Below are 13,480 nucleotides of genomic sequence, written 5' to 3' on the forward strand. Positions count from 1 at the left end.
ATGCGGCTGAAGATCACCCACCGGACGGAATACCGCTACGATGCGCCGGTGCATTATTTGTTGCAGCGTTTGCGGCTGCTCCCGGTGAACGGGCGCACCCAGACGGTACTGTCCTGGGCGCTGAAGATCGAAGGCGCACGCGAGGAAGTGCGCTTCACCGACCATTTCGGCAATGATACCCGGCTGTTGAGCGTCGAGGGCGAGCGCGACTTCATCACCGTCGAAGCAGCCGGCGAAGTGGTGACGCGCGACACCGCTGGCGTCTGCGGACCGCACCAGGGTTTCGCGCCGCTCTGGCTGTTCGGCCAGGAAACGCCGCTGACGACGATCGGCAGCGGCATTCGCGAGCTTGCTGCCTCGGTCGGCAAGGGTACCGACATCGAAAGGCTGCACCGGTTGATGGCGGTGATCGGCGAGCGCGTCGCTTATACGCCGGACACCACCAACGTGACGACGCCGGCCGAAGAGGCCCTGGCGCTCAAGACCGGCGTTTGCCAGGACCACAGCCACATCTTCGTTGCCGCGGCGCGTGCCATGGATTTTCCGGCCCGCTATATCAGCGGCTACCTGATGATGGATGCGGCGATCGAGCAGGCGGCAAGCCACGCTTGGGCCGAGGCGCATGTCTCGGGCCTCGGCTGGGTCGCCTTCGATGTCGCCAACGGCATTTCTCCGGACGAGCGTTATGTGAAGGTGGCGACCGGCCGCGATTATCGCGACGCCACGCCGGTATCTGGAATTCGGCTGGGACAGGCGGAAGAACAGCTTGCGGTCACCGTCACCGTGGAGCAGTAATCCCCGGCAAGATTGTTGCCAAAGAGATTCGATGACCTATTGCGTCGGCCTGAAGATCGATCGCGGGCTCGTGTTCATGTCGGACACGCGCACCAACGCCGGCATGGATTCGATCTCGACCTTCAGGAAGATGCATGTCTGGGAAGAGCCGGGCGAGCGCGTCATCGTTTTGATGTCGGCCGGCAATCTGGCGACGACGCAGGCCGTGGTCAGCCTGCTCGACGAACGCACCAAGGCAGTGGCGGAGCGCCGTGCCACGCTGCTCGAAACGCCCTCCATGTACCAGACAGTCCGGTTGGTCGGAGACACCGTCAAGGAGGTCATCGCCAGTTCGTCGCCGGCTGGCGAAAAGGCGGATTCCTACTTCAACGCCTCCTTCATCCTCGGCGGTCAGATCAAGGGCAGCGCGCCGCGCCTGTTCATGATCTATCCGGAAGGCAATTTCATCGAATCGACCGACGACACGCCGTTCTTCCAGATCGGTGAGACCAAATACGGCAAGCCGATCATTATCCGCGCTTATGAAAGGACGATGAGTTTCGCCGAGACGGTGAAATTGCTGCTAGTGTCGTTCGACTCGACGCTGAAGTCGAACCTGTCGGTCGGCCTGCCGCTCGACCTGCTGTTCTATGAAAAGGACACTTTCAAGGTCGGCCTCAAAAAGCGAATAACCCAGGACGATCAATATTATCGTACGATCTCGGATAGCTGGTCGAACGCGCTGAAGACCGCCTTTGCCAGTCTGCCTGATTTTCCCGAATGAAAACCTTCGTTTTTCGTGCTCTTTGATCGCGGCTCGATGAGGCGCCACGGAGGCGAAGAAGATGAATAGCAACGAATTCCGCGAGTGGTCGCTGCGAGCGGCTGAATGGGGCGTCGACTACAGAAACAGCCTTCGCGAGAGACCGGTGCGGCCGCTTGTCGAGCCGGGCGAAATCTTCAAAAGCGTCGATGCCGCGCCGCCGGAAGACGGTGAAACGATGCAGGCAATCTTCGCCGATTTCGAACAAAAGATCCTGCCTGGCATGACGCACTGGCAGCATCCGCGTTTCTTCGCATATTTCCCGGCCAATGCGGCACCGGTCTCAGTCGTGGCCGAGTATCTGGTTTCCGCGATGGCCGCGCAATGCATGCTCTGGCAGACCTCGCCGGCGGCAACCGAGCTCGAGACGCGGGTCGTCGACTGGATGCGGCAGGCGCTTGGTTTGCCGGAGGGATTTTCCGGCGTCATGCAGGATTCGGCTTCATCGGCGACGCTTGCCGCCGTGCTGACCATGCGCGAGCGCGCGCTCGACTGGCAAGGCAACAAGAACGGCTTGCAAGGGCAGCCGGTCGTGCGGATCTATTCTTCCGACCAGGTCCATACTTCCATCGACCGGGCGATCTGGGTGTCGGGGATCGGCGAGGCGAACCTCGTGCGCATTCCGGTCGCCGGACGCTTCCGCGCCATGCAGACGGCGGCTCTGGAAGCCGCGATCGTTACCGACCGCGAAAACGGCATGCTGCCGGCGGGCATCATCGCCAGCGTCGGCGGCACAAGTACCGGCGGCACCGACAATGTGGCGGCTGTTGCCGAGGTGGCGAAGCGGCACGGGCTCTACCTGCATGTCGATGCCGCATGGGCCGGCTCCGCCATGATCTGCCCCGAGTTCCGGCATTTCTGGACCGGCGCCGAAAATGCCGATTCCATCGTCTTCAACCCGCATAAATGGTTGGGGGCACAGTTCGATTGCTCGATGCAGTTCATCCGCCAGCCGGAAGATCTGGTCCGCACGCTGGCGATCAAGCCCGAATTCCTCAAGACGCATGGCCGCGACGGGGTCATCAACTACTCCGAATGGTCGGTGCCGCTCGGCCGAAGATTCCGCGCGCTGAAACTTTGGTTCCTGCTGCGTGCGCATGGCTTGGAAAATCTGCGGACCATGATCCGCAACCATGTTGCCTGGAGCGAGAGCCTCGCCGCGCGGCTGGCTCGGGAACCGGATTTGGAGATCGTCACGCAACCGATGCTGTCGCTGTTCTCATTCCGCCATCTCGCGGCTGCGGGAATCGGCCTTGACGAGCACAATTTGCGGCTGGTCAACGCGATCAACGATGACGGCCGCATTTACCTGACGCAGACCCGGGTGGACGGGCAGGTGGCGATCCGCTTTCAGGTCGGGCAGTTCGAAACGACTGCGGCGGACGTCGATACTGCTTTCGAGGTCATCACTGAGATCGCGCGGGGGCTGAGTTGATACCCTCGTCGAGATTGCGCCGGAGCTTTTCTCTCTGCAGTCGCCCGATTTTCATTAGCCGGCCCATACCTGTTCATGGCTTTCGTTTTCAGCTATAGACGAGAAAAACGAAAATGAGAGGTTGCTAGATGTATCTGTCGCCGCGTCATTCCGAAATCATCCAGATGGCCAAGGACCATGGCCGCGTACTGGTCGAGGAGCTGGCGACGCATTTCAACGTGACGCCGCAGACGATCCGCAAGGATCTCAACGATCTCTGCGACCAACGGCTTTTGTCCCGCATCCATGGCGGGGCATTGTTCCCCTCCGGCATCGAGAACATGGAATATGAGGCTCGGCGCAAGATCGCCGCCGAGGAGAAGGAGGCGATCGGCCGCGCAGCAGCCCGGCTGATCCCCGACAACGCGTCTCTGTTCATCAATATCGGGACAACGACGGAAGCTGTCAGCAAGTCGCTGCTCGATCACAGCGGCCTGATGGTCATCACCAATAACATCAATGTTGCCAACAGGATGCGCATATATCCTTCGATCGAGGTCGTGATCGCCGGCGGTGTCGTGCGCGGTTCCGACGGCGGTGTGGTCGGCGAGGCCGCGGTCGATTTCATCAGGCAGTTCAAGGTCGATTTTGCGGTGATCGGCGCCTCGGCCATCGACCATGACGGCGCACTGCTCGACTTCGATTTTCGCGAGGTGAAGGTGGCTCAGGCGATCATCGCCAACGCCCGACATGTGATCCTGGTGTCGGACCAGACCAAATTCGAGCGCACCGCGCCCGTCCGCATCGGCCATCTGTCGCAGGTCAACACCTTTATCACCGATCGTTGCGACATCCCGTCGGTGCGTAAGATCTGCCAGGAGGCAGAAGTTCAGCTGATCGAAACGTCGCTATCCTAGAGATGCCGTAGCGGCATCTTCCGCCTATCATATTTCGTTTGACATTCGTTATCATTTCGAAATAATTCCTCTACGGTTTCGCAAGAACCCAAAAATGCTGCAATGCGAAATCGAGGGAGGATTCTTGAGCGCATCACCGATTCATGACATTTTCGTCATCGGTGGCGGCATCAATGGCTGCGGCATCGCCCGCGATGCCGTTGGACGTGGCTTTTCGGTTTTTCTTGCCGAGATGAACGATCTGGCCAGCGGGACCTCTTCCGGCTCGACCAAACTGATCCATGGCGGCTTGCGCTATCTCGAATTCTACGAATTCCGCCTGGTGCGGGAAGCGCTGATGGAACGCGAGGTCCTGTGGAGGAACGCGCCGCATATCATCTGGCCGATGCGCTTCGTGCTGCCATACGCCAAGGGACTGCGTCCTGCCTGGCTCATCCGGCTCGGGCTTTTCCTCTACGACCATATTGGCGGGCGCAAATTGCTGCCGCCGACGAAAACGCTGGACATGGCCAAGGATCCGGCCGGCAAGCCGCTGAAGCCGCTGTTTCGAAAGGCGTTCGAATATTCGGACGGTTGGGTCAACGATGCCCGGCTGGTTGTGTTGAACGCCCGCGACGCTGCCGAGCGCGGCGCAACCATTCGAACCCGAACAAAGGTCGTCAGCGCACGCCGCGAAGGCAATCTCTGGACGGTCAGGCTTGAAAATGTGCGGACCGGCCATACCGAGGAGGTCAAGGCGCGGCTGCTGGTCAATGCCGCCGGCCCGTGGGTCGATCAGGTGCTGTCGGCCACCGTCGGCTTGAACGACGTGCACAATGTCCGCCTCGTACAAGGCAGCCATATCGTCGTGGGCAAGAAATTCGACGACCCACGCGCCTATTTCTTTCAGAATAAGGACGGGCGCATCATTTTCGCCATCCCTTACGAGGACGAATTCACGCTCATCGGCACGACCGACCGTGACTATCCCGGCGATCCGCACAACGTCAGGATCAATGACGCCGAGATCGACTATCTCTGCGCTGCGGCAAGCGAATATTTCGCGCAGCCGGTCAAGCCGTCGGATATCGTCTGGACCTATTCCGCGGTGCGACCGCTCTACGACGATGGCGCCTCAAAGGCGCAGGAAGCCACCCGAGACTATGTGCTGAAGGCCGATGGAGGCGAGGGTGCCGCCCCGATCGTCAACGCCTTTGGCGGCAAGATCACGACCTACCGCCGATTGTCGGAATCGATGCTCGAGAAGATCGAGGGTTTTCTCGGCAAGCGCGGCAAACCATGGACGGCAAACGCGCCGCTGCCCGGCGGTGACTTTCCCGTCACCGGCTTCGATGCCGAGGTGGCGAAACTGAAAACGGCGTACCCGTTCCTCGACGCCCGGCTGGCCCGCCGGTTGACCCGGCTCTACGGCACCCGCGCAAGGAAGCTGCTGGGCCTCGCCAAGTCGAACGTCGATCTTGGCCGCAACTTCGGCGCCGATCTCTACGAAGCCGAGGTGCGCTACCTAGTCGAAAACGAATGGGCGATGACTGCCGAGGATGTATTGTGGCGCCGGACCAAGCGCGGCCTGCGTCTCAGCCGTGAGCAGGCGGCAGTGCTCGACGAGTTCATGCGCGGAATAAGCCGGCAGCACGTAGCGGCTGCCGAATAGGAACGGCCGACTGATGCAGAAAGCCTGGGAGGAGGCATCATGCTTGAACTGAGAAACGTGACGAAGACGGTGGGTGCGGCGGAACATATCCGCGACGTCTCGCTGACGCTTCAGCACGGCTCGCTCAACGTCCTGCTCGGGCCGACGCTCTCCGGCAAGACCAGCCTGATGCGGCTGATGGCGGGCCTCGACGTGCCGACCTCGGGCTCGGTCTGGTTCGATGGCAAGGATGTCACCGGCATGCCGGTGCAAAAGCGCAACGTCGCCATGGTCTACCAGCAATTCATCAATTATCCGGCGATGACGGTCTACGAAAACATTGCCTCACCGCTGCGGGTGGCCGGCACGGATCAGGCAACGATCGACAGGGAGGTGCGCAATGCCGCCGCCCTTCTCAAACTAACGCCCTATCTCGACCGGACGCCTCTCAGTCTGTCGGGCGGCCAGCAGCAGCGCACCGCGCTGGCCCGCGCCATCGTCAAGAATGCCAGCCTCGTGCTGCTCGACGAGCCGCTCGCCAATCTCGACTACAAGCTGCGTGAAGAATTACGCGCGGAACTGCCGAAAGTCTTCGCGGCCGCCGGTACAATCTTTGTTTATGCCACGACCGAGCCGCACGAGGCCTTGTTGCTCGGCGGCAACACGGCGACGCTTTCCGAGGGCAGCATCACCCAGTTCGGGCCGACCATCGAAGTGTTCCGCAAACCGGTCGATCTGGTGACGGCGAGAACCTTCGCCGATCCGCCGCTCAACACCATCGTGCTTGCCAAGAAGGGCCTGGATTTCCTGCTCGAGGGCGGCGTGAAGTTGCCGGTGCCGGCCGAACTCTTCGGCATTGCCGATGCGATCTATACGATCGGCTTCCAGCCTCATCATCTGTCCCTCGATCGACCCAACGCCGCCGCAGTGCCGGTGCGCGCAAAGGTGACGATCACCGAGATCACCGGATCGGAAAGCTTCATCCATCTCGATTTTGCCGATGCGCGCTGGGTCATGCTGACCCACGGCATTCGCGACTTCGAGCCGGACGAGGAGGTCGAGGTGTTCATCGACCCGCGCCACATCATGGTCTTCGACGAGCACGGCCGCGCCGTGGCCGCGCCGAACCTGGCGGCTTAGGAGGAAGCGATGGCGCGCATCGATGTCAATCATATCCGCCACTCCTATCTGCAGAACCCGCGCACGGATGCCGATTTCGCGCTGAAGGAAGTGCACCACACGTTCGAGGATGGCGGCGCTTATGCGCTGCTCGGCCCATCCGGCTGCGGCAAGACCACGCTGCTCAACATCATTTCGGGATTGCTGCATCCCTCGCATGGCCAGCTGCTGTTCAACGGCAGGGACGTGACCAATCTGTCGACCCAAGAGCGCAACATTGCCCAGGTCTTCCAGTTCCCGGTGATCTACGACACGATGACCGTCTACGACAATCTGGCGTTCCCGCTGCGCAATCGCGGCGTGCCGGAGGCCGACGTCGACCGCAAGGTGCGCGAGACGCTGGAGATGACCGGGCTGGCCGATATGGCCAAACGAAAGGCGCGCGGACTGACCGCCGACCAGAAGCAGAAAATCTCGCTCGGACGCGGGCTGGTGCGCTCCGACGTCAATGCCATCCTGTTCGACGAGCCTTTGACCGTCATCGACCCGCATATGAAATGGGTGCTGCGCTCGCAGTTGAAGCAGCTTCACCGCCGCTTCGGCTACACCATGGTCTATGTCACGCACGACCAGACCGAGGCGTTGACCTTCGCCGACAGGGTGGTCGTCATGTATGACGGCGAAATCGTGCAGATCGGCACACCGGCGGAGCTGTTCGAGCGCCCGCGCCACACCTTTGTCGGCTATTTCATCGGCTCGCCCGGCATGAATGTCATGCCGGTGGCGATCGACGGCAAGACAGCGAAGCTGGGCTCGCAGCAGATCGAACTGCCGGGCGTGCCCAAGGCGGGCGGCGGCGCCATCGAGCTCGGCATCCGTCCCGAATATGTTCGCCTGGGCAGCCAGGGCATGGCCGTCCGGGTCAGCAAGGTCGAGGACGTCGGCCGCCACAAGGTGGTCCGTGCCAATCTCGAAGGACGCGAGATCGCCGCCGTCATCGGCGAGGACGAGACAGTTCCGGCTGATCCGAAGGTGCGGTTCGACCCGGCCGGCATCAACATCTATGCCGATTCCTGGCGCATCGAGATGGGGGCCTGAAGTGGAAAAGACCTGGAACAACAGAGCCTGGTTCCTGGTGCTGCCGGTGCTGCTGCTGGTGGCGTTCTCGGCGGTCATACCGCTGATGACGGTCGTCAATTATTCGGTGCAGGACACTTTCGGCAATAACGTCTTCTTCTGGGCCGGCACGGAATGGTTCGAGGAACTGCTTTCCTCCAGCCGCTTCTGGCAGGCGATGATCCGCAACCTTGTCTTCTCCTTCATCATCCTGGCGATCGAAGTGCCGCTCGGCATCTTCATTGCGCTCAATATGCCGAAGAAGGGTTGGGGCGTGCCCGTTTGCCTTGTTTTGATGGCGTTGCCGCTGCTGATCCCGTGGAACGTCGTCGGCACCATCTGGCAGGTGTTCGGGCGCAACGACATTGGCCTGCTCGGCTATTACGTCAACGCGCTCGGCATCGACTATAATTATGTGCAAGACCCATATGACGCCTGGGTCACGGTCATCATCATGGACGTCTGGCATTGGACCAGCCTCGTCGTTCTGCTCTGCTATGCCGGCCTGGTCTCGATCCCGGATGCCTTTTATCAGGCGGCCAAGATCGACGGTGCCTCGCGCTGGGCGGTGTTCCGTTACATCCAGCTGCCGAAGATGAACCGCGTGCTGCTGATCGCCGTGCTGCTGCGCTTTATGGATAGCTTCATGATCTACACCGAACCGTTCGTGGTGACCGGCGGCGGACCCGGCAACTCGACGACCTTTCTTTCGATCGATCTCGTCAAGACCGCGCTCGGCCAGTTCGACCTCGGCCCGGCGGCGGCGATGTCGCTGGTCTACTTCCTTATCGTCCTGTTGTTGTCATGGGTGTTCTACACCGTGATGACCAATTACGACGCGGAGCGTTGAGATGAGCCGCACCGAAGAGAGAGCCGATAGGGTGAGCGAGACGACAGCTTCGGAAGGGCTCGCCAGCACGCTACGGCAGGACGAGATCGCACGGCTGATGCGCCGTCGCGGCGAGGAGTCGCGTTGGTGGTGGATCGTGCCGACGCTCTACATCATCGTTCTGCTTTTGCCGATCTACTGGCTCATCAATATGAGCTTCAAGACCAATGGCGAGATCGTCTCGTCGCTGACGCTCTACCCGCACGCACCGACATTGGCGAATTACCGCACCATCTTCACCGACGCGTCCTGGTACTCTGGCTACATCAACTCGATCACCTATGTGGTTATGAACATGGTGATTTCGGTGGCTGCGGCACTGCCTGCTGCCTATGCCTTTTCGCGCTATCGCTTCCTCGGCGACAAGCATCTGTTCTTCTGGCTGCTGACCAACCGCATGGCGCCGCCGGCGGTGTTCGCGCTGCCATTCTTCCAGCTTTATTCGGCCTTCGGCCTTATCGACACCCACATCGCCGTGGCTCTGGCGCATTGCCTGTTCAACGTGCCGCTGGCGGTGTGGATCCTCGAAGGCTTCATGTCGGGCGTACCCAAGGAGATCGACGAGACCGCCTATATCGACGGCTATTCGTTCCCGCGCTTCTTCATCAAGATCTTCATGCCGCTGATTGCGAGCGGCATCGGCGTCGCGTGCTTCTTCTGCTTCATGTTCTCGTGGGTGGAGCTCTTGATCGCCCGTACGCTGACGACAACCGATGCCAAGCCGATCGCCGCGACCATGACCCGCACCGTTTCGGCCGCCGGCATGGATTGGGGGCTGCTCGCCGCAGCCGGCGTGCTGACGCTGATTCCCGGCGCGCTCGTCATCTGGTTTGTGCGCAACTACATCGCCAAGGGCTTTGCCCTGGGGAGGGTATGATGGAGCAGGTCGACAGAAGCCCATGGTGGTGGGCCGTGCTGCTTCTCGCCCTGGTCGTCGTGGCCTGGGTGGCACTTCAAATCGATTTCGTGGCAATAACGGTAGGCTTCAGCGATCCGGCTAATATCCGACTGTGGGGATTTAACCTCTCGTCCAACCTCGATTTTTCGTGGATGGCCTGGACGTGGCCGACCGCGGCCTTCTTTGGAACCATCTTTCTGCTGCTTTGCGGCATGGCGGTGTGGGAATACGTCTCGCCGGGCGGCAATCCGCGCGTCGGCGTGCTGCGGTTCGAAACGACGCGTGGCGACCGCCTGTTCCTGTCGCTGCTTGGCAGCGCCTTTATCCATCTCGCTTGGCTGGGTCTAGTCGGACCCAATCTGTGGTGGGCTCTCGCTCTCTCCGTGGTCTACGCCGTCGGCGTGTTCCGCTACGTATAGAGGGGGAAACTGTTGGAACGGCGGCGTGCCGGCCGCCGATCCAGATCGCACTTTGAACTTTAACAGTGGAGGAAATACATGCGACGGCAATTCTTGACATCAACAACTGCGCTTGTCCTGTTGCTCGGGGCAAGCAATGCCTATGCCGGAATGGACGAGGCCAAGGCCTTCCTCGATAAGGAAATCGGGCCCCTTTCGACGCTTTCGCGCGCCGACCAGGAAGCCGAGATGCAATGGTTCATCGATGCCGCGAAACCTTTCGCCGGCATGGATATCAAGGTGGTTTCCGAAACCATCGCCACGCATCAGTATGAATCGCAGGTGCTGGCGCCGGCCTTTACGGCCATCACCGGCATCAAGGTTACGCATGACGTCATCCAGGAAGGCGACGTCGTCGAGAAGATCCAGACCCAGATGCAGACCGGCCAGAACCTCTATGACGGCTGGGTCAACGATTCCGATCTGATCGGCACGCACTGGCGCTACCAGCAGGTGCGCAACCTGACCGACTGGATGGCAGGCGACGGCAAGGATGTCACCAACCCGAATCTCGACCTGAAGGATTTCATCGGCACTTCGTTCACCACCGCGCCCGACAAGAAACTCTACCAACTTCCCGACCAGCAGTTCGCCAACCTCTACTGGTTCCGTTACGACTGGTTCAACGACGAGAAGAACAAGGCGGACTTCAAGGCCAAATACGGCTACGACCTCGGCGTGCCGGTGAACTGGTCGGCCTATGAGGACATTGCAGCGTTCTTCACCGGGCGTGAGATCGACGGCAAGAAGGTCTACGGCCATATGGACTATGGCAAGAAGGACCCGTCGCTCGGCTGGCGGTTCACCGACGCCTGGCTGTCGATGGCCGGCAATGGCGACAAGGGCATTCCGAACGGTCTGCCCGTCGACGAATGGGGCATCAAGGTCGACGAGAATTCGCGTCCGGTCGGTTCCTGCACGGCGCGCGGCGGCGACACCAATGGTCCGGCTTCTGTCTATGCCATCCAGAAGTACCTCGATTGGCTGAAGGCCTATGCACCGGCGGAAGCCCAAGGCATGACCTTCTCCGAATCGGGGCCAGTTCCGGCGCAGGGCGCGGTTGCCCAGCAGATCTTCTGGTACACCGCCTTCACCGCCAGCATGGTCGACGCCAGCGCCAAGGCGGTGCTGAACGACGACGGCACGCCGAAATGGCGCATGGCGCCGTCGCCGCATGGCGTCTACTGGAAGGACGGCATGAAGCTCGGCTATCAGGACGTCGGTTCCTGGACGCTGATGAAGTCGACGCCGACCGACCGCGCCAAGGCCGCCTGGCTCTACGCGCAGTTCGTCACCTCGAAGACGGTCGACGTGAAGAAGAGCCATGTCGGCCTGACCTTCATCCGCGAGAGCACGATCCACGACAAGAGCTTCACCGAACGTGCGCCAAAGCTCGGCGGCTTGATCGAGTTCTACCGCTCGCCGGCGCGCGTCCAGTGGTCGCCGACCGGCACCAACGTGCCGGACTATCCGAAGCTGGCACAGCTCTGGTGGCAGGCGATCGGCGATGCTTCGTCGGGTGCCAAGAGCGCGCAGGAAGCGATGGACTCGCTCTGCGGCGAGCAGGAAAAGGTGATGAGCCGCATCGAGAAGTCGGGCGTCCAGGGCGATATCGGCCCGAAGATGGCCGAAGAGCATGACCTCGCCTACTGGAATACGGACGCGGTCAAGAAGGGCAATCTCGCTCCTCAGCTCAAGATCGAGAACGAGAAGGAAAAGCCGGTCACCATCAACTACGACGAGCTGGTGAAGAGCTGGCAGCAATAGGACCGTTTGATGCGGGCGTCCGCGCCCGCATCGCCATGCTCAGGGGAGGCGGCATGTTGCCGTCTCCCCTGTTTGCGTGAACGGCTCCGCGCCATCCGGCGTCGAGACATCGCAGCACCTTTGAACTCGCTTCGACGGGAGAGAGAATGACCGGATATATCCTTGCAATCGACCAGGGGACGACATCGAGCCGGGCGATCCTGTTCGACGACAAGATGAAGGTCGTCGGCAGCGGGCAAAAGGAATTCACCCAATATTATCCGGCCTCCGGCTGGGTCGAGCACGATCCCGAGGAGATATGGGCAAGCGTCGTGGAAACGGTGAAAGCCGCGCTGAAGACAGCCGGCCGCAACGCAGCGGAAGTCGCCGCGATCGGCATCACCAACCAGCGCGAAACCGTCGTCATCTGGGACAAGGAGACCGGCAAGCCGATCCACAACGCGATTGTCTGGCAGGACCGCCGCACCGCGCCGCTATGCCAGAAACTGAAGAAGCTGGGGCTGGAGAAGAAATTCACGAAAAAGACCGGCCTGCTGCTCGATCCCTATTTCTCCGGCACCAAGATCGCCTGGATGCTGGACAAGGTGAAGGGCGCCAGAAAACGCGCCGAGAAGGGCGAACTGCTGGCTGGCACCATCGACAGTTTCCTGATTTGGCGCCTGACTGGCGGCAAGGTCCACGCCACTGACGCCACCAATGCCTCGCGCACACTGGTCTACAACATCGAACAAAACGCTTGGGACGACGAGCTGCTGGCCATTTTCGGCATACCTGCAAGAATGCTGCCGCAGGTGAAAGATTGTGCCGATGATTTTGGAATCACCGACAAAAGCCTGTTTGGTGCAGAGATCAGAATCCTCGGTGTGGCCGGCGACCAGCATGCGGCGGCGATCGGCCAAGCCTGTTTCGAGCCAGGCATGATGAAATCCACCTACGGCACCGGTTGCTTCGCGCTGCTCAACACCGGCAGCGATCTGGTTCGTTCGAAGAACCGGCTTTTGACCACCATCGCCTACAGGCTGAACGGCAAGACCACCTATGCGCTGGAGGGCTCGATCTTTATCGCCGGCGCCGCCGTGCAATGGCTGCGCGACGGCATCAAGGTAATCGGCAAGGCCGAGCAGAGCGGCAAATTGGCGGCGGAAGCCGATCCGACGCAGAACGTCTATCTGGTGCCGGCTTTCGTCGGGCTCGGCGCACCGCACTGGGATGCCGGAGCGCGCGGCGCCATCTTCGGGCTGACCCGCAATTCGGGGCCGGCGGAATTTGCCCGCGCGGCACTGGAATCCGTTGCGTTCCAAACACGCGACCTGCTTGACGCCATGCGCAAGGACTGGAAGGCCGCCTCGGCCAAGACCGTGCTCAGGGTCGATGGCGGCATGGTGGCGTCGGACTGGACCATGCAGCGGCTGGCCGACATTCTCGATGCGCCGGTAGACCGGCCGACAATTCTCGAGACGACAGCACTCGGTGCGGCTTGGCTGGCCGGCTCGAAGGCGGGTGTCTGGCCGAAGGCCGCGGAATTCGCCAGGAGTTGGGCGCTCGAGCGCCGGTTCAAGCCGGACATGGATGCTTCGACACGTGCGGCCAAGCTGGCCGGTTGGCGCCACGCTGTGCGCAGGACGCTAAGTACGCAATAGGCAGGGATGCCCCGATGCCCCGGGATTCGCACTAA

12 protein-coding genes are annotated in these 13,480 nt (G+C 61.2%); all 12 read left to right on the forward strand.

Translation table 11 applies throughout. From position 1 onward, the window contains the following. The 12 genes from NKI29_RS01860 to glpK all read left to right on the forward strand — a co-directional run bounded on the left by NKI29_RS01860 (position 1) and on the right by glpK (position 13,445). Positions 1 to 795 (forward strand): transglutaminase family protein, encoded by a 795-nt coding sequence (locus tag NKI29_RS01860; RefSeq protein ID WP_352455718.1) that lies wholly within the window; start codon positions 1 to 3, stop codon positions 793 to 795. Positions 796 to 826: 31 nt separating this feature from the next. Then, positions 827 to 1,558 (forward strand): proteasome-type protease, encoded by a 732-nt coding sequence (locus NKI29_RS01865; RefSeq protein ID WP_254817354.1) that lies wholly within the window; start codon positions 827 to 829, stop codon positions 1,556 to 1,558. Positions 1,559 to 1,619: 61 nt separating this feature from the next. Further along, a complete protein-coding gene (locus NKI29_RS01870) occupies positions 1,620 to 3,032 on the forward strand; it encodes a pyridoxal phosphate-dependent decarboxylase family protein (RefSeq protein WP_352568718.1) in 1,413 nt (470 codons plus the stop codon). A 128-nt stretch (positions 3,033 to 3,160) separates the two neighbouring features. Continuing rightward, entirely contained in the window at positions 3,161 to 3,928 is a 768-nt protein-coding gene (locus tag NKI29_RS01875; protein WP_023674889.1) for a DeoR/GlpR family DNA-binding transcription regulator, read from the forward strand. Between the two features lie 124 nt (positions 3,929 to 4,052). Next, positions 4,053 to 5,579 carry a glycerol-3-phosphate dehydrogenase gene (gene glpD, locus NKI29_RS01880; protein WP_352568717.1) on the forward strand — a complete coding sequence of 509 codons (1,527 nt, stop codon included), beginning with the start codon at positions 4,053 to 4,055 and terminating at the stop codon, positions 5,577 to 5,579. A gap of 39 nt (positions 5,580 to 5,618) precedes the next feature. Further along, entirely contained in the window at positions 5,619 to 6,698 is a 1,080-nt protein-coding gene (locus NKI29_RS01885) for an ABC transporter ATP-binding protein (RefSeq protein WP_352795421.1), read from the forward strand. A 9-nt stretch (positions 6,699 to 6,707) separates the two neighbouring features. Further along, complete coding sequence (locus tag NKI29_RS01890) at positions 6,708 to 7,775, forward strand: ABC transporter ATP-binding protein (RefSeq protein ID WP_352568716.1); 1,068 nt, start codon at positions 6,708 to 6,710, stop codon at positions 7,773 to 7,775. Position 7,776: 1 nt separating this feature from the next. Beyond that, entirely contained in the window at positions 7,777 to 8,643 is an 867-nt protein-coding gene (locus tag NKI29_RS01895; protein WP_023674893.1) for a carbohydrate ABC transporter permease, read from the forward strand. 1 nt (position 8,644) lies between these two features. Next, entirely contained in the window at positions 8,645 to 9,559 is a 915-nt protein-coding gene (locus NKI29_RS01900; protein WP_352448784.1) for a carbohydrate ABC transporter permease, read from the forward strand. Between the two features lie 173 nt (positions 9,560 to 9,732). Then, positions 9,733 to 9,999 (forward strand): DUF2160 domain-containing protein, encoded by a 267-nt coding sequence (locus NKI29_RS01905; protein ID WP_031193610.1) that lies wholly within the window; start codon positions 9,733 to 9,735, stop codon positions 9,997 to 9,999. Positions 10,000 to 10,077: 78 nt separating this feature from the next. Further along, positions 10,078 to 11,805, forward strand: coding sequence for an ABC transporter substrate-binding protein (locus NKI29_RS01910; RefSeq protein WP_352568715.1), 1,728 nt, complete (start codon positions 10,078 to 10,080; stop codon positions 11,803 to 11,805). A gap of 146 nt (positions 11,806 to 11,951) precedes the next feature. Continuing rightward, complete coding sequence (gene glpK / locus NKI29_RS01915; protein WP_352795424.1) at positions 11,952 to 13,445, forward strand: glycerol kinase GlpK; 1,494 nt, start codon at positions 11,952 to 11,954, stop codon at positions 13,443 to 13,445. The last annotated feature ends 35 nt before the right edge of the window (positions 13,446 to 13,480 follow it).

It is taken from the genome of Mesorhizobium sp. M0678 (genome assembly GCF_040320505.1).
Lineage (GTDB): Bacteria > Pseudomonadota > Alphaproteobacteria > Rhizobiales > Rhizobiaceae > Mesorhizobium.

Coding starts and splice junctions, on each gene's coding strand:
- NKI29_RS01860 (WP_352455718.1), top strand. CDS start 1: ATGCGGCTGAAGATCACCCACCGGACGGAATACCGCTACGATGCGCCG.
- NKI29_RS01865 (WP_254817354.1), top strand. CDS start 827: ATGACCTATTGCGTCGGCCTGAAGATCGATCGCGGGCTCGTGTTCATG.
- NKI29_RS01870 (WP_352568718.1), top strand. CDS start 1,620: ATGAATAGCAACGAATTCCGCGAGTGGTCGCTGCGAGCGGCTGAATGG.
- NKI29_RS01875 (WP_023674889.1), top strand. CDS start 3,161: ATGTATCTGTCGCCGCGTCATTCCGAAATCATCCAGATGGCCAAGGAC.
- NKI29_RS01885 (WP_352795421.1), top strand. CDS start 5,619: ATGCTTGAACTGAGAAACGTGACGAAGACGGTGGGTGCGGCGGAACAT.
- NKI29_RS01890 (WP_352568716.1), top strand. CDS start 6,708: ATGGCGCGCATCGATGTCAATCATATCCGCCACTCCTATCTGCAGAAC.
- NKI29_RS01900 (WP_352448784.1), top strand. CDS start 8,645: ATGAGCCGCACCGAAGAGAGAGCCGATAGGGTGAGCGAGACGACAGCT.
- NKI29_RS01905 (WP_031193610.1), top strand. CDS start 9,733: ATGGCCTGGACGTGGCCGACCGCGGCCTTCTTTGGAACCATCTTTCTG.
- NKI29_RS01910 (WP_352568715.1), top strand. CDS start 10,078: ATGCGACGGCAATTCTTGACATCAACAACTGCGCTTGTCCTGTTGCTC.
- glpK (WP_352795424.1), top strand. CDS start 11,952: ATGACCGGATATATCCTTGCAATCGACCAGGGGACGACATCGAGCCGG.